The 19,130-nt window shown below is 67.3% G+C and carries 18 protein-coding genes and 2 tRNA genes; 16 read left to right on the forward strand and 4 right to left on the reverse strand.

The window, feature by feature from the left end; all coding sequences use genetic code 11:
• The first annotated feature begins 45 nt into the window (after positions 1–45).
• The 5 genes from hscA (at position 46) to D8S75_RS09905 (ending at position 3,216) form a co-directional block, all read left to right on the forward strand.
• On the forward strand, positions 46–1,917 hold the full coding sequence (gene hscA, locus D8S75_RS09885) for a Fe-S protein assembly chaperone HscA (protein WP_119966181.1): 1,872 nt from the start codon (positions 46–48) through the stop codon (positions 1,915–1,917).
• 22 nt (positions 1,918–1,939) lie between these two features.
• Entirely contained in the window at positions 1,940–2,278 is a 339-nt protein-coding gene (gene fdx, locus D8S75_RS09890) for an ISC system 2Fe-2S type ferredoxin (protein WP_119966182.1), read from the forward strand.
• Positions 2,275–2,988 (forward strand): DNA polymerase III subunit epsilon, encoded by a 714-nt coding sequence (dnaQ, locus tag D8S75_RS09895; RefSeq protein ID WP_119966183.1) that lies wholly within the window; start codon positions 2,275–2,277, stop codon positions 2,986–2,988. The genes fdx and dnaQ overlap by 4 nt, the downstream gene beginning before the upstream one ends.
• A gap of 37 nt (positions 2,989–3,025) precedes the next feature.
• Positions 3,026–3,100 (forward strand) — tRNA-Val (locus tag D8S75_RS09900).
• A gap of 41 nt (positions 3,101–3,141) precedes the next feature.
• Positions 3,142–3,216 (forward strand) — tRNA-Val (locus D8S75_RS09905).
• Between the two features lie 49 nt (positions 3,217–3,265).
• Here D8S75_RS09905 and D8S75_RS09910 read toward each other — a convergent pair.
• On the reverse strand, positions 3,266–3,877 hold the full coding sequence (locus D8S75_RS09910; RefSeq protein ID WP_232829002.1) for a TetR/AcrR family transcriptional regulator: 612 nt from the start codon (positions 3,875–3,877) through the stop codon (positions 3,266–3,268).
• Between the two features lie 292 nt (positions 3,878–4,169).
• Here D8S75_RS09910 and D8S75_RS09915 point away from each other — a divergent pair, with 292 nt between their 5' ends.
• The 10 genes from D8S75_RS09915 (at position 4,170) to D8S75_RS09965 (ending at position 14,470) form a co-directional block, all read left to right on the forward strand.
• The gene (locus D8S75_RS09915) at positions 4,170–5,324 is read left to right on the forward strand and encodes an acyl-CoA dehydrogenase family protein (protein WP_232829003.1); all 1,155 of its coding nucleotides are present in this window, start codon (positions 4,170–4,172) and stop codon (positions 5,322–5,324) included.
• A gap of 40 nt (positions 5,325–5,364) precedes the next feature.
• Complete coding sequence (locus D8S75_RS09920) at positions 5,365–6,570, forward strand: acetyl-CoA C-acetyltransferase (RefSeq protein ID WP_119966186.1); 1,206 nt, start codon at positions 5,365–5,367, stop codon at positions 6,568–6,570.
• 13 nt (positions 6,571–6,583) lie between these two features.
• Positions 6,584–8,731 carry a 3-hydroxyacyl-CoA dehydrogenase NAD-binding domain-containing protein gene (locus D8S75_RS09925; protein ID WP_119966187.1) on the forward strand — a complete coding sequence of 716 codons (2,148 nt, stop codon included), beginning with the start codon at positions 6,584–6,586 and terminating at the stop codon, positions 8,729–8,731.
• On the forward strand, positions 8,724–9,890 hold the full coding sequence (locus D8S75_RS09930) for an acyl-CoA dehydrogenase family protein (protein ID WP_119966188.1): 1,167 nt from the start codon (positions 8,724–8,726) through the stop codon (positions 9,888–9,890). Before D8S75_RS09925 ends, D8S75_RS09930 begins: the two co-directional genes overlap by 8 nt.
• A 180-nt stretch (positions 9,891–10,070) precedes the next feature.
• Positions 10,071–11,090, forward strand: coding sequence for a CaiB/BaiF CoA transferase family protein (locus tag D8S75_RS09940; RefSeq protein ID WP_119966397.1), 1,020 nt, complete (start codon positions 10,071–10,073; stop codon positions 11,088–11,090).
• A 30-nt stretch (positions 11,091–11,120) separates the two neighbouring features.
• Positions 11,121–12,158 carry a histone deacetylase family protein gene (locus D8S75_RS09945; RefSeq protein ID WP_119966189.1) on the forward strand — a complete coding sequence of 346 codons (1,038 nt, stop codon included), beginning with the start codon at positions 11,121–11,123 and terminating at the stop codon, positions 12,156–12,158.
• A gap of 15 nt (positions 12,159–12,173) precedes the next feature.
• A complete protein-coding gene (locus D8S75_RS09950; RefSeq protein ID WP_119966190.1) occupies positions 12,174–13,268 on the forward strand; it encodes an NAD(P)/FAD-dependent oxidoreductase in 1,095 nt (364 codons plus the stop codon).
• Positions 13,269–13,397: 129 nt separating this feature from the next.
• Positions 13,398–13,709, forward strand: a complete 312-nt coding sequence (locus D8S75_RS09955; RefSeq protein ID WP_119966191.1) for a DUF883 domain-containing protein — start codon at positions 13,398–13,400, stop codon at positions 13,707–13,709.
• A gap of 48 nt (positions 13,710–13,757) precedes the next feature.
• On the forward strand, positions 13,758–14,153 hold the full coding sequence (locus D8S75_RS09960; protein WP_119966192.1) for a phage holin family protein: 396 nt from the start codon (positions 13,758–13,760) through the stop codon (positions 14,151–14,153).
• Positions 14,150–14,470, forward strand: coding sequence for a hypothetical protein (locus D8S75_RS09965; RefSeq protein ID WP_119966193.1), 321 nt, complete (start codon positions 14,150–14,152; stop codon positions 14,468–14,470). The genes D8S75_RS09960 and D8S75_RS09965 overlap by 4 nt, the downstream gene beginning before the upstream one ends.
• 56 nt (positions 14,471–14,526) lie before the next feature.
• Here the strand turns inward: D8S75_RS09965 and D8S75_RS09970 are convergent, their stop codons facing one another.
• Positions 14,527–15,576: a quinone-dependent dihydroorotate dehydrogenase gene (locus D8S75_RS09970; RefSeq protein WP_119966194.1), complete on the reverse strand. Its 1,050-nt coding sequence runs from the start codon at positions 15,574–15,576 to the stop codon at positions 14,527–14,529.
• 35 nt (positions 15,577–15,611) lie between these two features.
• Between D8S75_RS09970 and rpiA the strand changes: the two genes are divergently transcribed.
• A complete protein-coding gene (gene rpiA / locus D8S75_RS09975; RefSeq protein WP_119966195.1) occupies positions 15,612–16,301 on the forward strand; it encodes a ribose-5-phosphate isomerase RpiA in 690 nt (229 codons plus the stop codon).
• Positions 16,302–16,332: 31 nt separating this feature from the next.
• On the opposite strand, the gene D8S75_RS09980 is transcribed toward rpiA, so the two are convergent.
• Positions 16,333–17,001: a glutaredoxin family protein gene (locus D8S75_RS09980; protein WP_119966196.1), complete on the reverse strand. Its 669-nt coding sequence runs from the start codon at positions 16,999–17,001 to the stop codon at positions 16,333–16,335.
• Between the two features lie 46 nt (positions 17,002–17,047).
• The gene (locus D8S75_RS09985; RefSeq protein ID WP_119966197.1) at positions 17,048–19,078 is read right to left on the reverse strand and encodes a M3 family metallopeptidase; all 2,031 of its coding nucleotides are present in this window, start codon (positions 19,076–19,078) and stop codon (positions 17,048–17,050) included.
• Positions 19,079–19,130 lie beyond the last annotated feature (52 nt).

Here is a 19,130-nt window from a genome sequence, read left to right on the forward strand (position 1 = left end):
TGCGTGTCCTGCGCGTGCAGGCACATTCCCGACAAGACAAGATCCATGGCGCTGCTGCAGATTTCCGAACCCGGCCAGTCCCCCGACCCGCACCAACGGCGCATCGCCGTGGGCATTGACCTGGGGACCACGCATTCGCTGGTGGCGGCCGTGCGCAATGGCGTGGCCGAGTGCCTGCCCGACGATGGCGGCCGGGTGCTGCTGCCCTCCGTGGTGCGCTACCTGGACGGGGGAGGGCGCCAGATCGGTCATGCCGCCGTGGCCGAGCAGCACGCCGATGCGCGCAACACCATCGCCTCGGTCAAGCGCTTCATGGGCCGGGGGCTGGGCGATATCGCCCATGCCGCGAAGCTGCCCTACGAACTCGTGGGCACCGGCCAGGACGGCGGTGGCATGGTGGCCGTGGCCACGGCCGGTGGCGTCAAGTCTCCGGTAGAGGTCAGCGCCGAGATCCTGGCCACGCTGCGCTACCGCGCCGAGGACACCTTCAACGACGACCTGTACGGCGCCGTCATCACCGTGCCGGCCTATTTCGACGATGCCCAGCGCCAAGCCACCAAGGACGCCGCGCAACTGGCCGGCATCCACCTGCTGCGCCTCATCAACGAGCCCACGGCGGCGGCCATCGCCTACGGCCTGGACAACGCCAGCGAGGGTGTCTACGCCGTCTACGACCTGGGCGGCGGCACCTTCGACATCTCCATCCTGCGCCTGACGCAGGGCGTCTTCGAGGTGCTGGCCACGGGGGGCGATTCGGCTTTGGGCGGCGACGACTACGATGCCGCGCTCGCCGACTGGGTGCTGGGCCAGCTTGGCCTGGAGGTGCAGACCCCCGCCGACAAGGCGGCCGCCCGTTTGGCGGCCCGGGCCTGCAAGGAAGCCTTGACTGCTACAGAAACAGTAGCTTACAGCGCCCGTCTGGCGGGCGTTGATGTGCGATTTGATGTGAAACGCAGCGATTTCGACGCCGCCACGGCCGACCTCACGGCACGCTCGCTGGCGGCCGTGCGCCGCACCCTGCGCGATGCGCTGCTGGCCCGCGACGAGGTGCAGGGCGTGGTGCTGGTGGGGGGCTCCACGCGCATGCCGCAGGTGCGCCGCGCAGTGGCCGAGTTTTTCGGCCGCGAGCCGCTCACCAACCTGAACCCCGACGAGGTGGTGGCGCTGGGCGCCGCCATCCAGGCCAACCAGCTGGCCGGCAACAACACCGCCGGCGACCTGCTGCTGCTCGATGTGATTCCGCTGTCGCTGGGCATCGAGACCATGGGCGGTCTGGTCGAGCGCATCGTGGCGCGCAACGAGACCATTCCCACGGCCAAGGCGCAGGATTTCACCACCTACAAGGACGGCCAGACCGCCCTGGCCATCCACGTGGTGCAGGGCGAGCGCGACCTGGTGCAGGACTGCCGTAGCCTGGCGCGCTTCGAGCTGCGCGGCATCCCACCCATGGCGGCGGGCGCGGCGCGCATCCGCGTCACCTTCACGGTCGACGCCGACGGGCTGCTGAATGTGAACGCGCGCGAGCAGATCAGCGGCGTGGAGGCGCGCATCGACGTCAAGCCCACTTACGGGCTGAGCGACGAGCAGATTGCCCGCATGCTGCAGGAGGGCTTCGCCACCGCCGCGCAGGACATGCAGGCGCGCGCGCTGGTCGAGGCCCGCGTGGACGCCGACCGCATGCTGATCGCCACGCAAAGCGCGCTGGATGCGGACGGTGACCTGCTGACCGAGGATGACCGCGCAGCGATCGGCGCACGCATGGAGGCGCTGCGCATCCAGATCGCCACCGCCACGGAGGCCGCGGCGCTGGAAGCCGCCACCCAGGCGTTGGCCAAGGACACCGAGCCCTTCGCCGCGCAGCGCATGAACCGGGGCATCCGCCAGGCGCTGGCGGGCAGGAACGTCCAGAACCTTTGACCACGAACACCCGAAGCGAGCCATGCCCGTCATCAAGATACTGCCCCACGCCGAGTACTGCCCCGAGGGCGCCGAGATCACCGCGCCCGCAGGCACCTCGATCTGCGAGGCCCTGCTGGAGCACCGCATCAACATCGAGCACGCCTGCGACATGAGCTGCGCCTGCACCACCTGCCACGTCATCGTGCGCGAGGGCTTTGCCTCGCTGAACGACGCCGAGGAAGAGGAAGAAGACCTGCTGGACCGCGCCTGGGGCCTGGAGCCGCAGTCGCGCCTGAGCTGCCAGGCCATCCTGGCCGCCAAGGACGTGACCATCGAGATCCCCAAATACACCATTAACCACGCCAAGGAAAACCACTGATGCGCCAGATCGTTCTGGACACGGAAACCACCGGTCTGTCGGCCGAGACGGGCGACCGCATCATCGAAATCGGCTGCGTGGAGCTGGTGGCGCGCAAGCTCACGGGCAACAACAAGCACTTCTACCTGAACCCGGGGCGCGACAGCCACGAGGACGCGCTGAAGGTGCACGGCATCAGCAACGAGTTCCTGCGCGACAAGCCCAAGTTCGAGGCCGTGGCCGACGAACTGCTGGACTATCTGCAGGGCGCCGAGATCATCATCCACAACGCGGCCTTCGACGTCGGCTTCCTCAACAAGGAGCTGGAGTTGCTGGGGCGGCCGCCATTGCGCAGCTTCGTCGCCGAGATCACCGACACCCTGGCCATGGCCAAGGAGCTGTACCCGGGCAAGCGCAACTCGCTCGACGCGCTGTGCGACCGCCTGGGCGTGGACAACTCCAGCCGCACCCTGCACGGCGCCTTGCTTGACGCCGAACTGCTGGCCGACGTCTACATCAACCTCACGCGCGGCCAGGATGCGCTGCTGATCGCCGACGACGCCACCGACGGCTCGGCCGGCCCGGTGGCGGCCAGCGTGGACCTGAGCCGCATCGCGCTGCAGGTGCTGCGCGCCAACGACCAGGAACTGGCCGCCCACGAGCAGACCCTGGCGCAGATCGACAAGGCCTCCGGCGGCAAAACAATTTGGCGATCCGTCGAATCCGCCTGAAAGCTGTGCCATAATAGAAGGCTGTCGCAACGGCAACGGGTGATTAGCTCAGCGGTAGAGCACTGCCTTCACACGGCAGGGGTCGCAGGTTCAAACCCTGCATCACCCACCACGTTTGCCGACAGCCTCGCAAGCATCTCCAAGGTGCGCGACGGGTGATTAGCTCAGCGGTAGAGCACTGCCTTCACACGGCAGGGGTCGCAGGTTCAAACCCTGCATCACCCACCAATTCCAAGCAGCCCCTTCCGGGGCTGTTTTTGTTTGCGCCGGCAAAAAATCAGTCGGCCGACATGGCCCGCCACAGAATGTGGAAAAGCTCGTCGAACTGCTCGGTCAGCGGGCGCTTCTCGCCACGCACGATGTGCATCAGCACCACGCGGCCCATCATGCCCATGAAGACGTCCAGCAGTACCTTGCTGGACACCTGGTTGTTGAGCACGCCGCGAGCCTGGCCGTCCTTGAACACGCCAAGGAAGGCGCCCATCAGCTCCGGGCTTTCGTAGATGCCGATGTTCTTGTGCCGCGACACCGGCACGGCGGTGAACATCAGCAGCATCACGGCCGGGTGCTTGTCCATGTAGTCCAGCGTCACCCAGCAGGTCTTGCGCAGGCGCTCGCGCGCGTCGTCGATACCCTGCAGGTGGTCGATCATGCGCTCGGCCAGCCGGCCCAGCATGATGTCGAGCATGGCGTAGACCAGCGCCTCCTTGCTGCCGAAATACTTGTAGATGGTCTGCAGCGACACATTGGCCGCGCGGGCGACGTCGATCAGGCCCACCTCATGGAAGTCGCGGCTCGAAAACAGCTCCAGCACGGCTTTTTCGATGCGGGCCAGGGTGTCGCTGCGCATCCGTGCCATCCGCGTGCGGTGGTCTTGGGCGGTGGTCAAGCCGGACTCTCTCGGCGCGGGGGATGGGTCTGTCATGGAAATTGATATTACCAAATGCATGCATCGGCAGTAAAAACGAACTGCGTCAGCTTGTCTTCCTGACGGGCTATGGTCAAGATGGCGACTGTTGCGGCACCCCTTTGCATACGGAGTATTAACGGTGTCGCCCCTGTGGACAGGCTGGTGATTGGCGTTCTTGCAGCAGGTATGTGAAGGTAATTTTAATTACCTTTTCCTTTGCGGGCAGTCGGGCCAGCCTTTTTTGAACGCTATCACTTGAGGATCTGACCCCGTGGCAATACAGAATTTCGCCCCCGCCTGGATGACCGAAGAGCACCAGATGCTGTACGACTCCGCCAGCCGTTTCTTCAAGGAGCAATGGGCTCCCAAGGACGAGGCCTGGCGCCAGGCCGGAATGATGGACCGCCAGGCTTGGGAGGAAGCCGGGGACAACGGTTTCCTGTGCGCTTCGATGCCCGAGGCTTATGGCGGCGCGGGCGGCGATTTCGGCCATGAGGCTGCGTTGATCCTGGCCCAGGGCGCGGCGGGTATTGCCGGATTCGGCGGTTCGCTGCACTCGGGCATCGTGGCGCCCTACATCCTGCACCATGGCACCGAAGAGCAGAAAAAGCGCTGGCTGCCGCGCCTGGCCACGGGCGAGCTGATCGGCGCCATCGCCATGACCGAGCCCGGCACGGGCTCGGACCTGCAGGGCGTGCGCACCACGGCCATCAAGGAAGGCGACAGCTACCGCATCAACGGCAGCAAGACCTTCATCACCAACGGCCAACTGGCCAACCTCGTCATCGTGGTCTGCAAGACCAACAAGGACCAGGGCGCGCAGGGCATGTCGCTGATGGTGGTCGAGACCGATGTGGTGCAGGGCTTCCGCCGGGGGCGCAACCTCGACAAGCTGGGCATGGATGCGCAGGACACCTCGGAGCTGTTCTTCGACGACGTGGTGGTGCCTGCCTCCAACCTGCTGGGCGGGCAAGAGGGCATGGGTTTCATTCAGCTCATGCAGGAGCTGCCCCAGGAGCGCCTGATCGTGGCCGTGGCAGGCATCGCCGCCATGGAACTGGCCATGAAGGAAACCCTGGCCTACACCAAGGAGCGCCAGGCCTTTGGCAAGCCCATCTTTGCTTTCCAGAACACGCGCTTCAAGCTGGCCGAGTGCCAGGCGCTGCTGATGGCCTCGCGCGCGCTGGTCGATGCGGCCATGGTGGCGCACCTGAAGGGCGAGCTGGGCGTGGACCGCGCGGCGCTCATCAAGTACTGGATCAGCGACAACCAGTGCAAGCTGATCGACGAATGCCTGCAGCTGTTTGGCGGCTACGGTTACATGAAGGAATACCCCATCGCCCGCCTGTATGCCGATGCCCGCGTGCAGCGCATCTACGGCGGTACCAACGAAATCATGAAGGAGCTGGCCTCGCGCTTCCTGTGATGCCAGACCTGTCCATCTACTCATTTATCAAGGAGCTTCCATGACCGAAGCCTATATTTACGACGCCGTGCGCACTCCGCGCGGCAAGGGCAAGAAGGACGGCAGCCTGCACCAGGCCACGCCCGTGTGGCTGCTGCGCACGCTGCTGCAGGCGCTGCAGGCGCGCAACCGGCTCGACACCGCGCTGGTCGATGACCTCGTGCTGGGCTGCGTCACGCCCGTGGGCGAGCAGGGTGCCGACATTGCCCGCACCGCCGTGCTGGACGCGGGCTGGGCACAAACCGTGGCGGGCGTGACGCAGTCGCGCTTCTGCGCCTCGGGACTGGAGTCCGTCAACCTGGCCACGGCCAAGATCATGTCGGGCATGGAAGACATGGTCGTCGCGGGCGGTGTGGAATCCATGAGCCGCTGGGCCATGGGCAGCGATGGCGGCGCCTGGGTGATGGACCCGCGCGTCAACAGCGGCACGGCCTTCATTCCGCAGGGCATCAGCGCCGACCTGATCGCCACGCTCGAAGGTTTTGGCCGTGCCGATCTGGACGGCTTTGCCGCCGAGTCGCACCGCCGCGCCGCGCAGGCCCAGGCCGAAGGGCGCTTTGCGCGCTCCATCGTTCCGGTCAAGGACATCAACGGCTTGGTGATGCTGGACCGCGACGAGACCGTGCGCCCCGGCACTTCGGTCGAGTCGCTGGCCAAGCTCAACCCCTCGTTCGAGATGATGGGCAGCATGGGCTTTGATTCCACCGCGCTGGACAAGTACACCACCATCGAAAAAATCCACCACCACCACCACGCGGGCAACTCCTCGGGCATCGTCGATGGCGCGGCGCTGATGTTGCTGGGCAGCAAGGCGGCGGGCGAGAAGGCGGGCCTCAAGCCCCGCGCCAAGGTGCGCATGTGCTCCGTCATCGGCTCCGAGCCCACCATCATGCTGACCGGCCCCACGCCTGCCGTGCGCAAGGCCCTGGCCAAGGCGGGCATGGCGGTGTCGGACATCGACCTGTGGGAGGTGAACGAGGCCTTTGCCACTGTGCCCATGAAGACAGCGCGCGACCTGGGCGTGTCGCTCGATCGCGTGAACGTCAACGGCGGCGCCATTGCCATGGGCCACCCCCTGGGCGCCACGGGCGCCATCATCCTGGGCACGGCGCTGGACGAGCTGGAGCGCACCGGCAAGTCCACGGCCCTGGCCACCCTGTGCGTCGGTGCCGGCATGGGCATCGCCACCATCATCGAACGCGTTTGAACGAGGCGAACCCATGACACAGCAAGATTCCGTCACTTTCGAAGTGGACGCCAGCGCCGTGGGTCTGGTCACTTTCGACCAGCCCGGCCGCGCCATGAACGTGCTCACGCCCGAACTGCTGGGCCGCTTTGCCACGCTGCTCGAACGCCTGGAGAAGGAAGAGGGCCTCAAGGGGCTGGTGCTCACCTCGGGCAAGTCCAGCTTCATCGCCGGCGCCGACATCGACCAGCTGAGCCAGATCACCACGGTGGAGCAGGCTTTCCAGCTGGGCGAGGAGCTCAAGGCCCTGTTGCGCCGCATGGAGAAATGCGGCAAGCCCGTGGTGGCAGCCCTCAACGGCACCACGCTCGGCGGCGGCCTGGAGCTGGCACTGGCTTGCCACGCCCGCTTTGCCATCGACGACCCCAGGGCCAAGATCGGCCTGCCTGAGGTCAAGCTGGGCCTGTTGCCCGGTGCCGGTGGCACGCAGCGCCTGCCGCGCCTGATCGGCATCCAGAAGAGCTTCGAGCTCATCACGCAGGGCACGGAGCTGAGTCCCGCCAAGGCCAAGGGCCTGGGCATCGTCAACGAGCTGGCTGCCTCGCGCGAAGAACTGCTGCAAAAGGCGCGTGACTGGTGCCTGGCCAATCCCAAGCCCGTGCAGCCCTGGGACGCCAAGGGCTTCCGCATCCCCGGCGGCGACAGCAAGAGCCCGTCCGTGGTGCAGATGCTGGCCATCGCCCCCTCCATGGCCAACGCCAAGGCCCATGGCAACTACCCGGCCATCACGCACATCATGAGCTGCCTGTTCGAGGGCTGCCTGCTCGACATCGACAACGCGCTGCAGGTCGAGTCGCGCTACTTCGCCGCCTGCATCGTCTCGCAGGTCAGCAAGAACATGATCGGTACGCTGTGGTACCAGCTCAATGCCATCAAGAAGGGCCAGTCGCGCCCCGCGAACCAGCCGCAGGGCAAGGTCAAAAAGGTCGGCATCCTGGGTGCGGGCATGATGGGTGCGGGCATTGCCTACGTCTCGGCCAAGGCCGGCATCGACGTGGTGCTGCTCGATACCACGCAGGAGAACGCCGACAAGGGCAAGGCCTACTCGCAAGGTCTGCTGGACAAGGCGCTGTCGCGCGGCAGGACCACGCCGGACAAGCGCGACGCGCTGCTCGCGCGCATCCTGCCGACCACGCGTTACGAAGACCTGCAGGGTTGCGATCTGGTGATTGAGGCCGTGTTCGAGGACCGCGCCATCAAGGCGGAATGCACGCGCAAGGCCGAGGCAGTCATCCTGCCGGATGCCGTGTATGCCTCCAACACCTCCACGCTGCCGATCACGGGCCTGGCCCAGGCCAGTGGCCGGCCAGAGAATTTCATCGGTCTGCACTTCTTCTCTCCCGTGGACAAGATGCCGCTGGTCGAGATCATCGTGGGCGAGAAGACCTCGGACGCCACGCTGGCGCGCGGTTTTGACTACGTGTTGCAGATCGGCAAGACCCCCATCGTGGTCAATGACAGCCGGGGCTTCTACACCTCGCGTGTCTTCGCCACCTATGTGATGGAGGGCCTGGCCATGCTGGCCGAGGGCGTGCATCCGCGCTCCATCGAGGTGGCGGGCGTCAAGGCGGGCATGCCCATGCCGCCGCTCGCCCTGCAGGACGAGGTGTCGCTGAGCCTGTCGCTGCACATCAGCGACCAGACGCGCCGCGATCTGGAAGCTGAAGGCAAGAGCTACCCCGAGCACCCCGGCGAGGCCGTGTTGCGCACGCTGTGCGCCGACAAGGGCCGTGTTGGCAAGAAGGCTGGCAAGGGCTTTTACGACTACAACGGCAAGGAGAAGAGCCTGTGGCCGGAGCTGACCACGCTGTTCCCGCCACGCGCCGACCAGCCCACGCAGCAAGAGCTGGTGGACCGGCTGATGTTCATCCAGGCCAACGAGGCCGCGCGCTGCTTCGAGGAAAACGTGGTGCGTTCGGTGGCCGATACCAATATCGGTTCCATCTTCGGCTGGGGCTTTGCGCCGCACCAGGGTGGGGCGTTGCAGTTCATCAACGCCATGGGCGTACCGCGCTTCGTCGAGCGCTCGCGTGAACTGGCACGGCAGCATGGCGCGCGCTTTGAGCCCGCGGCCATTCTGGTCCAGATGGCACAGGACAACCGGAGGTTCGAGGATGCGTGACAAGGCACTGAGCGGCGTTTACGTCGACTACTTCAACGAAACGCATGGCATGGTGCGCGACACCATGCGCCGCTTCGTCAACGAGGCCGTCAAGCCGCACATCGATGAATGGGAAGAGTCGGGTACTTTCCCGCGCGAGATCTACCAGCAGGCGGGTGGCCTGGGCTTGCTGAGCATCGGCCATCCGACCGAGTTTGGCGGCTCTGGCGAGCAGGATGTGTTCCTGAAGGTGGCTGCCAGCGAGGAACTGATGCGCAGCGGCTCGGGCGGCTTCGTCGCCAGCCTGGGCTCGCTGGACATTGGCCTGCCGCCGGTCTGGCGCACGGGCTCGGATGCACTGAAGGCACGCATCGTGCCGCAGGTGCTCGCGGGCGAGAAGATCATCGCCCTGGCGATCACCGAGCCCAGCGGCGGCTCGGACGTGGCCAACCTCAAGACCCGCGCGGTGCGTGATGGCGACCACTATGTGGTCAACGGCTCCAAGACCTTCATTACCTCGGGCATGCGCGCCGACTACTACACGGTGGCCGTGCGCACGGGTGAAGCGGGCTTTGGCGGCGTTTCGCTGCTGCTCATCGAGAAGGACACTCCGGGCTTCACCGTGGGGCGCAACCTGAAGAAGATGGGCTGGTGGGCGTCCGATACGGCCGAGCTGTTCTTCCAGGACTGCCGCGTGCCCGCGGAAAACCTGCTGGGGCCGGAGAACTCGGGCTTCTTCACCATCATGGCCAACTTCCAGGCCGAGCGCCTGAGCCTGGCCATCATGGCCTACATGACGGCCCAGCTCGCGCTGGAGCAATGCCTGGCCTACGTGAAAGAGCGCACCACCTTCGGCAAGCCGCTGTCCAAGCACCAGGTCATCCGCCACAAGCTAGCCGAGATGGCCACGCAGGTGAACGTGGCGCGCGAGTACACCTACCGCTGCGCCGCGCGCATGCAGGCGGGCGAGTCGGCGATCGCCGAGGTCTCCATGGCCAAGAACTTCGCCACCTCCGTCTCCACCATGGTGACCGACGAGGCGGTGCAGATCTTCGGCGGCATGGGCTACATGCGCGAGTCGCTGGTCGAGCGCCTGTACCGCGACAACCGCATCCTGTCGATCGGTGGCGGCACGCACGAGATCATGAACGAGATCATTTCCAAGCAATTGGGGTTATAGAGAACGACCCCCTGTGGCGCTGCGCGCCTTCCCCCTTCTCTCGCAAAGCTGTGCTTTGCGGGAAGGGGGACGCCGCCAGTGCGGCGGGGCGGCCCTTGCACGGCGGCCGCTGGCCTGCGCAGCGTTGAATGCAAGCGCAAGGGAACGGTACAAAAAAATGGGTGAAATCGAATGACTTCCATGCCCCCACTGCTGTCCGGCCTGCGCGTGCTCGACCTCACGCGCAACCTGCCCGGGCCGTTCGCCACGCGTCTGCTGGCCGACCTGGGTGCCACCATCGTCAAGGTGGAGCCGCCCGAGGGCGACCCGGCGCGGCCGTTGGCGGCGTTGTTCGAGGCGCTCAACCACGGCAAGGAATGCCGCACCATCGACTTCCGCAGCAGCGCCGACCTGGACCGGCTGCGCGCCTGGGTGCAGGAGGCCGACGTGCTGCTCGACAGCTTCCGCCCTGGCGTGCTGCAGGGCCTGGGGCTGGACGCGGCCACGCTGCATGCGCTGAACCCGCGCCTGGTGACGGTGTCCATCACCGGCTATGGCCAGCACGGCCCCTGGGCGCAGAAAGCGGGGCACGACCTCAACTTCATGGCGCTGTCGGGCGTGCTGGACCAGATGCGTGCGCCCACGGGTGAGTTGGCCCTGTCCAACGTGCAGTGGGGTGATCTGGCGGGCGGCAGCGCGATGGCCTGCATCGCCGTGCTGGCAGCGGTGTTCGAGGTGCAGCGCACGGGTCAGGGAAGGCACCTGGATGTCAGCATGGCCCATGGCCTGCACGCCCAACTGGTGATGCCCCGGGCCACCGGTGCCATGCTGGCGCCGCTGCTGGGGCGCCGCCCCGGTGCGGGCGAAGACCTGCTCAACGGCGTGCTGCCTTGCTACAACCTCTACGCCACGCAGGACGGGCGCCACCTGGCCGTGGGCGCGCTGGAGTTCAAGTTCTGGAAGGCCGCGTGCGAAGTCTTTGACCGCCCCGACTGGGTGCAGCGCCACTGGCAGCGCGGCCAGTTGCCCGGCTCCAGCGATTGCGCAGCGCTGCGCGCCGAGGTGGCGCAGCTCGTGGCCTCGCAGCCGCTGGCCGTGTGGATCGAACGCTTTGCGCAGATCGATGCCTGCGTGACCCCGGTGCTCACGCTGGAGGAGGCGCAGGCGCACCCGTTGTTCGCGGGTGGCGTGCGGCCGCAGCCCTGGGCTGAAATCGTCTAGAAGTTCTGCGCCGGCTTTTACACTCGGCGCATGATCACCTTCCACAACCCGCTGCACCACCTGCACGCCCCGGTGCATGAGTTCTTCCGGGGCGAGCGCGTGCCGTGCTTCGAGAAGCCCGCGCGCGCCGACTATGTCGAGGCCCGCCTGACCGAACGCGGCCACGTGCTGCTCGCGCCCGACCAGGACAGCAGCGCCGTGCTTGCGCGCATCCATGCGCCGCGCTACCTGCAGTTCCTGCAAACGGCATGGGCCCAATGGCTGGCGCTGGACCCGGCCAATGCCCAGGTGCAACCCTTTCCCTCGGTCTGGCCCGTGCGCACGCTGCGCAGCGACATCGAGCCGGACAATTTCGTCGCCAAGCTGGGCCTGTATTCCATGGACAACGGCACGCCGCTGGCTGCAGGAAGTTGGCAGGCCGCCAAGGCCGGTGCCGATGCCGCTGCCAGCGCGGCGGCGCGCGTGGCGGCCGGTGCGCGCGCGGCCTTTTGCTGCACCCGCCCGCCGGGCCACCATGCGGGGCCAGACTTCATGGGCGGCTACTGCCTGCTCAACAACGCCGCCGTGGCTGCCCAATGGCTGCGCGACCAGGGCGCGGCCCGTGTCGCCGTGCTGGACGTGGACTACCACCATGGCAACGGCACGCAAAGCATCTTCTACGACCGTGCGGACGTGCTGTTCGTCAGCATCCATGGCGATCCGCGCACCGAATATCCGTTCTACCTGGGCCACGCCGATGAGACAGGCGAGGGCGCCGGGGCGGGCTGCAACCTGAACCTGCCGCTGGCGGCGGGCAGCAGCGTGCAGACCTGGTTTGCCGCGCTGGAGCAGGCCTGCGCGCGCATTGCGGGCCATGGCGCCGAAGCGCTGGTGGTCTCGCTTGGCCTCGATACGTTCGAGGGCGACCCGATTTCGCGCTTTGCCCTGGCCTCGGCGGATTTCCTGCGCCTCGGCGAGCGCCTGGCACGCTTGGGCCTGCCCACTGTGTTCGTGCTGGAGGGGGGCTATGCCGCTGCCGATCTGGGCACCAACGCCGTGAACGTGCTCGAAGGCTTCGAGCAGGGTTGAGGCAGGAGGGCAACGATGGTGGACAAGGTCGATTGCGTGGTGGTGGGTGCTGGCGTGGTGGGATTGGCGGTAGCCCGCGCGCTCGCATTGCAGGGGCGCGATGTGCTGGTGCTGGAGGCACAGGACGCCATCGGCACGGGCACCAGTTCGCGCAACAGCGAGGTCATCCATGCCGGGTTGTACTACGCACAGGGCTCGCTCAAGGCGCGCCTGTGCGTGCGCGGGCGAGAACTGATGTACGCCTACTGCGCCGAACGCAACATACCGCACCGCCGCTGCGGCAAGCTGGTGGTGGCCACGTCCGTGGAACAGATGCCCGCCCTGCGCGCCGTGCAGGAACATGCGCGCGGCAACGGCGTGGCGCTGGAGTGGCTGGAGCGCGACGCGGCCCGCGCGCTGGAGCCCGCGCTGGAATGCGTGGCCGCGCTGCATTCGCCGGAAACCGGCATCGTGGACAGCCATGGTCTGATGCTGGCCTTGCAGGGGGACCTGGAGAATGCGGGGGGTGTTCTTGCATTACATTCGCCTCTGAGGCAAGCGCAGTGCACGCCATGTGCTATTGAATTAATAGCTTTTGACGGCACGCGTCTGTTGGCCCGCACGCTGGTGAATGCCGCCGGCCTGGCCGCGCCGGCTCTGGCGGCATGCTTTTCCGGGTTGGACCCGGTCCATGTGCCACAGGCGCGTTTCGCCAAGGGCAACTATTTCACGCTGGCTGGCCGGGCACCGTTCTCGCGCCTCATCTACCCCGTGCCCGAGGTTGCCGGGCTGGGGGTGCACCTCACGCTGGACCTGGGCGGGAAAGCCAAGTTCGGACCCGACGTGCAATGGGTGGACTCGCCCGGCGATCTCGTCGTGGACCCGGCGCGCGGCGACGCCTTCTATGCCGAGGTGCGTAAATACTGGCCCGCGCTGCGCGACGGCGCGCTCGCGCCGGGCTATGCGGGTATCCGGCCCAAGATCTTCGGGCCGCAGGGCGCGCTCACGGATTTCGTCATCCAGGGGCCTGCCGTGCACGGAGTGGCGGGACTGGTCAACCTGTTCGGCATCGAATCCCCCGGATTGACCAGCGCCCTGGCCATTGGCGAGCATGTGGCCGCGTTGCTCTGAACCCGACAGCGCTGCAGCACTTTTTTGCATGAAGGCCGTGACCCGACGCTAAGATGGACCCAAAGCGCGCGCGGCAAGCGAACTACCGCTGCGCAGGATTTCAATGGTGAACCGCAAAGAAAGGCCTGTATGACGACCTCTGCTTCCGATACCCTCCACAGCACCCAGACTGAACTGGAGAAGCTCGTTGCCGACCTGCGCGGCCTGATGGCCAGCAAGGATCTCGACAGCGTGCCCGAAATCAAGCTGCTGCGCCAGCGCCTGGACGACGGCATGCACAGCGTGCGCGATGCTGCCGTGCGCGCCGCCCAGGAAGCCGCCCACCAGGCCAAGGACGCTGCCCGCGCGGCCGACCGCTATGCCCATGACGAGCCTTGGCGCGTGGCGGGCGCTGCGCTGGCCGTGGGTGCGCTCGTGGGTTTCCTGCTTGCGCGCCGCTGATGTGCCGCGGCTCCGCCGGCAAGGACTTCGGGCTTCGGGGGGAAATGCATGAACTGGATCTCCTTGCTCGGGCTTGAATCTTTCGTCCTGCGCTGGCGTGCCGCCGCCGTCGAAGCAGCCATGGCCGTCGAGGACCGGGCCGAGCTGGCTCACCTCGAATGGCAGGAACAAAAGCGGCGCCTGCGCCAGATGCTGATGCTCACCATCGCCGTGGCGTCGCTGACGGTGGTGGCGCTGATCCTGTTGTCCGTGGCGCTGCTGGTGCAGTTCTGGGACACCCCCCACCGGACGCTGGTGGCCTGGCTGGTTGCGGGAACCTGGCTCGCGGCCTGGGCCGGCGCCTTGTACGCGTTGGTGAGCCTGGCCCGGCAAGCGGGCGATGCCTTCGCGTTGACTCGCCAGGAACTGACCCGGGACTGGCGCGAGATCAAGGAGCAACTGTGAACCAGCCGGCATCTTCTTCCGGGGCACGCCTGCCCCGTGCCACGCCAGCGCAGCGGCTGGTGCTTGAACGCATCGCGGCCCAGCGCGAACGCCTGCGAGAGCGCAGGGCGCAACGCAGGCAGGCGCTGGCCGAGGCCGCAAGCACCCAGGGCGCTGCCGCCGACACGCCCTTGGTGCAGCGGCTGGCAGGGTTCGTCCGGGAGCATCCCGTGGCGGTCGCGGCCGTGGCTGGGGCCGCCCTGATGGCGGGGCCCCGGCGGCTGGTGCGCTGGGCGGGCGTCGTGCTGCCCCTCATCCTGCAGTTGCGCGGCCGCTGAATCCGTCCACCGCTGTGTTTTCCGTGCCTGCGGCGCCTTCGGGCGCCGCAGGCATTTCAGCGCAGGGCCTTGATGGCGCGCGCGGCGCGCGCCACGAGCGCCGGGCCTTCGTAGATGAGGCCGGTGTAGATCTGCACCACGTCCGCCCCCGCGCGGATCTTGCTCACCGCATCGTCGGCGCTCATGACGCCCCCTACACCGATGATGGGGAAGTGGCTGCCCAGGGCCGTTCGCAGCTGGCGGATGACCTGGTTGCTCGGTTCCAGCACGGGCGCACCGCTCAGACCGCCGGTTTCCTCGGCGTGGCGCAGTCCTTGCACGGCCGTGCGGCCAATGGTGGTGTTGGTCGCCACCACGCCGTCCATGCCGTGGCGCTGAAGGGTGGCGGCGATCACCGCCACCTGGGCCTCGTCGAGGTCGGGGGCGATTTTCACGAAGAGGGGGGCGCGCTTGCCATGCTGCCGTGCCAACTGCTCACGCCGCTCGGCCATGGCTCCGAGCAGGCTGTCGAGCGCTTCGTCGCTCTGCAGTGCGCGCAGGTTCTTGGTGTTGGGTGAACTGATGTTCACGGTGACGTAATCCGCGTGCGGGTACACGCCGTCCAGGCAGGTAAGGTAGTCGCGCGTGGCGTCCTCGATGGGCGTGGCGGCATTCTTGCCGATGTTCAGGCCCAGCAGCATGGGGTGCTTCTGCTGGCGGCGAAATTTAGCCTGCTGCACGTTGTGCAGGAAGGCTTCGAGCCCGTCGTTGTTGAAGCCCAGGCGGTTGATGAGCGCGCGCGCCTCGGGCAGGCGGAACATGCGCGGCTTGGGGTTGCCGGGTTGCCCTTTGGGCGTGACCGTGCCCACCTCCACGAAGCCGAAGCCCATGGCGCCCAGGGCGTCGATGCAGCGCGCGTTCTTGTCCAGGCCGGCGGCCAGGCCCACGCGGTTGGGAAATTGCAGGCCAGCCAGCGTGATGGGGTCGTGCACGGTCTCGTTGCACCAGGCCCACTGCAAGGGCGTGCCCTGGCCGCGCGCGAGCATGTCCATGGTGAGGTCGTGGGCGGCTTCGGCATCCAGGCCGAACAAGAATGGGCGGGTGAGGGCGTAGGGGATCAGTGACATGGGGATAATTCAGGGTTCACCCCCGATTTTCCCCCATGACGACACCTACCCCCCTCTCCCAAGACGAACTCAAGGCCCTGGTCGGCCAGGCGGCGCTCCAGTACATCGTGCCCGGCGACATCGTCGGCGTGGGCACCGGCTCCACGGTCAACAAGTTCATCGATGCGCTGGCCACGGTCAAAGACCAGGTGCGTGGCGCCGTGTCCAGCTCGGTGGCCAGCACCGAGCGCCTGCGCGCCATCGGCATTCCGGTGTTCGATGCCAACGAGGTGGAGCAGCTCTCGGTGTACGTGGACGGCGCCGACGAGATCGATGGCCGGGGCCACATGGTCAAGGGCGGTGGTGCCGCGCTCACGCGCGAGAAGATCGTCGCCGCGCTGGCGCGCCAGTTCGTCTGCATCGCCGACGAATCCAAGCTGGTGCAGACGCTGGGCCGCTTTCCACTGCCGGTGGAGGTGATTCCCATGGCCGCGGCGCAGATCGTGCGCCGCTTTGCCGCCCTGGGCGGCCAGGCCACGCTGCGCCTGAAGGACGGCCAGCCGCTGGTGACCGACAACGGTCAGCACATCCTTGACGTGACCGGCCTGTCCATTACCGACCCGCTGGCGCTGGAATCGGAGATCAACCAGTGGCCCGGCGTGGTGACGGTGGGGATCTTCGCGCACCAGAAGGCGCAGGTCTGCCTCCTGGGTACGGCCCAGGGTGTGAAGACACTCACGTACTGAGCGGCGGGGCCGGCCCCTGGGGGCCGGCGCTTCAGAACCGGATGCCGGCCGGGTTGGAGGGGGTCGGGCCGCCGGGGTTGGGCTCGGGGGCCGGGCGCGCGCGTGGCGTGGCCCGCGTCGTGGCGGGCGTTTCTTCGGTCGCGGCGGCCGGTGTGGCGGGTTTGGGGGGGGTCAGCGGCGTGGCGGCCGGGCGGCGGTAATTGCCGGGCAGCTTCGACTGCTTGGGGTAGCCCGCCGCGTCGAGGTACTGCGTCCATTCGCTGTCGGAATAGCCGTGCAGCTGCTGCTGGCCGATGGTGCCGAAAGGCAGGCCTGTGTTGCCGCTCAGGCGCTTGAGCGCGTCGATGTCTTCATTGCTGCCGATGGTGCGCTCGGTGAAAGGTACCCCACGGTTCACCAGCAGGTTGCGCGCGCTCGCGCAAGGGGCGCAATCGGTACCGGTATAGAGGGTCACCGGGAAGCGGTTGGCGATCTGGCGCAGGTCGTAGGGCAGGGCATCGTTGGCCGAGCCCGAGCTACCGGTCGCCGACCCGCCGGAGGGGGGCTGGGCCGCGCTGTCGAGCGAGGGGGCGCGGTCGGAGAAGGTGACCTTGCCGTCGGGGCCGACGATGCGGTGGACTTGCTGGGCCTGGGCCAAGCCGTTCACGGCCAGCGAGCACAGCAGGGCAAGCAGGGCAGGGGTGGGGTGCGGCAGCTTCATCGAGGTGTCTCCGGGTCGGGCGCGAGCCGTGGCCTGCAAGTATGCATCAGGCCATGCCTTGGTGGCGCAAAAGGGCGTCCAGGCTGGGCTCGCGCCCCCGGAAGGCCTTGAACGACTCCATGGCCGGGCGGCTGCCGCCCGCTTCAAGGATGGCCTGGCGGTAGCGGCGGCCTGTTTCGGCGCTGTGCGAACCGTCGGCCAGGGCGGTTTCCTCGAAGGCGGCGTAGGCGTCGGCCGAGAGCACCTCGGCCCACTTGTAGCTGTAGTAGCCGGCCGCGTAGCCGCCCGCGAAGATGTGGCTGAAGGTGTGCGCCGTGCGGCTGAAGGCCGGCGGCTGCAGCACGGCGACCTCGGAGCGCACCAGACCCAGCAGGGGCATGAAGTCCTGCGCCGGGTCGTGTTCGGTGTGCAGCAGCATGTCGAACAGCGAGAACTCGATCTGGCGCAGCGTCTGCATGCCGCTTTGGAAGTTCTTGGCAGCGATCATCTTGTCGAACAGCGCGCGCGGCAGGGGCTCGCCGGTGTCCACATGGGCGGTCATGTGCTGCAACACCTCCCATTCCCAGCAGAAGTTCTCCATGAACTGGCTCGGCAGCTCGACGGCATCCCACTCGACGCCGCCGATGCCGGAAACATCGCGCTCGTTCACCTGCGTGAGCATGTGGTGCAGGCCATGGCCGAACTCGTGGAACAGGGTGATCACGTCGTCGTGCGTGAGCAGCGCGGGCTTGCCGTCCACGCCGTCGGCGAAATTGCACACCAGGTGCGCCACCGGCGTCTGGAGCTGGCCGGTGTCGGGGCGCAGCCAGCGTGTGCGCACGTCGTCCATCCAGGCGCCGCCGCGCTTGCCGGTGCGCGCGGGCTGGTCGAGATAGAACTGGCCCACGAGCTGGCCGCCGCGCTCGATGCGGTAGAACTCCACGGCCGGGTGCCACACGGGGGCCTGGTCGCGGCGGATGCTCACCTCGAACAGGGTTTCGATGATCTTGAACAGGCCGGCGAGCACGCGCGGCGCCGTGAAGTACTGCTTTACCTCCTGCTCGCTGAAGGCGTAGCGCGCCTCCTTGAGCTTTTCGGCCACATAGGGCCAGTCCCAGGCCTGCGGGTCATTCAAGCCCAGGTGCTCGGCGGCGAAGGCGCGCAGGTCGGCCACGTCCTTCTCGGCGTGGGGGCGGGCGCGGCGGGCCAGATCGCGCAGGAAGGCGACCACCTCGGCAGGCGATTGCGCCATCTTGGGCACCACGGACACCTCGCCGAAGTTCAGGTAGCCCAGCAGGCGCGCCTCTTCCTGGCGCAGTGCCAGGATCTCGCGGATGAAGGCGCTGTTGTCGAAGCGCTTGCCCTCGCCCTCGGCCTGGTCGGAGGCGCGGGTGGCATAGGCACGGTAGAGCCGCTCGCGCAGAGCGCTGCTTTGGGCGAACTGCATCACCGGGAGGTAGCACGGCATCTTCAGCGTGAGCTTGAAGCCGTCCTTGCCCTCGGCCTGGGCGGCCGCGCGGGCCGCTTGGCGAACGTCGTCGGGCACGCCGTCCAGTTCGGACTCACTGGCGTAGTAGGCGAAGGCGTCGGTGGCGTCGAGCGTGTTCTCGCTGAACTTTTGCTGCAGTTCGGCCTGGCGTTCCTGGATCTGGGCGAAGCGCTCCTTGTCGGCGCCAGTCAGCTCGGCGCCCGAGAGCACGAAGTTGCGCACGGCGTTCTGCCGGGCTTGGCGCTGCTCGGCATTCAGGGTGCTGGGATCGATGGCCTTGTACTTGGCGTACAGGCGCTCATCGGCGCCCAGGCGCGTCCAGAACTCGGTCACGCGCGGCAGGGCCTCGTTGTAGGCGGCGCGCAGCTCGGGCGTGTCGGCCACGCTGTTGAGGTGGCTCACGGCGCCCCAGGCGCGGCCCAGTTCCTCGGTGGCCACGTCCAGCACCTGGGCGATGGCATCCCAGCGCGCTGGAAAGTCGCTTGCCGTCACGGTTTCGAGCGCGGCATTGGCCCGCTCCAGCAGGATGTCGATGGCGGGGGCGACGTCGGTGGGAGCGATGCGGTCGAACGCGGGCAGGTCGGAGAAGTCGAGGAGAGGATTGCTCATGCGGGCTTAGATGGCGGCGCGGGGTGCGGGTTCAAGGCAGGTGGCGCGTGCG

The organism is Simplicispira lacusdiani, assembly GCF_003604195.1.
Classification (GTDB): domain Bacteria; phylum Pseudomonadota; class Gammaproteobacteria; order Burkholderiales; family Burkholderiaceae_C; genus Simplicispira; species Simplicispira lacusdiani.

What these genes read in the sequence shown, in the direction of transcription:
- D8S75_RS09985 (WP_119966197.1), bottom strand. Translation starts at nt 19,078, where the DNA reads ATGAGCAATCCTCTCCTCGACTTCTCCGACCTGCCCGCGTTCGACCGC.
- D8S75_RS09955 (WP_119966191.1), top strand. Translation starts at nt 13,398, where the DNA reads ATGACGACCTCTGCTTCCGATACCCTCCACAGCACCCAGACTGAACTG.
- D8S75_RS09945 (WP_119966189.1), top strand. Translation starts at nt 11,121, where the DNA reads ATGATCACCTTCCACAACCCGCTGCACCACCTGCACGCCCCGGTGCAT.
- D8S75_RS09960 (WP_119966192.1), top strand. Translation starts at nt 13,758, where the DNA reads ATGAACTGGATCTCCTTGCTCGGGCTTGAATCTTTCGTCCTGCGCTGG.
- D8S75_RS09950 (WP_119966190.1), top strand. Translation starts at nt 12,174, where the DNA reads ATGGTGGACAAGGTCGATTGCGTGGTGGTGGGTGCTGGCGTGGTGGGA.
- D8S75_RS09940 (WP_119966397.1), top strand. Translation starts at nt 10,071, where the DNA reads ATGCCCCCACTGCTGTCCGGCCTGCGCGTGCTCGACCTCACGCGCAAC.
- rpiA (WP_119966195.1), top strand. Translation starts at nt 15,612, where the DNA reads ATGACGACACCTACCCCCCTCTCCCAAGACGAACTCAAGGCCCTGGTC.
- D8S75_RS09970 (WP_119966194.1), bottom strand. Translation starts at nt 15,576, where the DNA reads ATGTCACTGATCCCCTACGCCCTCACCCGCCCATTCTTGTTCGGCCTG.
- D8S75_RS09980 (WP_119966196.1), bottom strand. Translation starts at nt 17,001, where the DNA reads ATGAAGCTGCCGCACCCCACCCCTGCCCTGCTTGCCCTGCTGTGCTCG.
- D8S75_RS09920 (WP_119966186.1), top strand. Translation starts at nt 5,365, where the DNA reads ATGACCGAAGCCTATATTTACGACGCCGTGCGCACTCCGCGCGGCAAG.
- D8S75_RS09925 (WP_119966187.1), top strand. Translation starts at nt 6,584, where the DNA reads ATGACACAGCAAGATTCCGTCACTTTCGAAGTGGACGCCAGCGCCGTG.
- hscA (WP_119966181.1), top strand. Translation starts at nt 46, where the DNA reads ATGGCGCTGCTGCAGATTTCCGAACCCGGCCAGTCCCCCGACCCGCAC.
- D8S75_RS09930 (WP_119966188.1), top strand. Translation starts at nt 8,724, where the DNA reads ATGCGTGACAAGGCACTGAGCGGCGTTTACGTCGACTACTTCAACGAA.
- fdx (WP_119966182.1), top strand. Translation starts at nt 1,940, where the DNA reads ATGCCCGTCATCAAGATACTGCCCCACGCCGAGTACTGCCCCGAGGGC.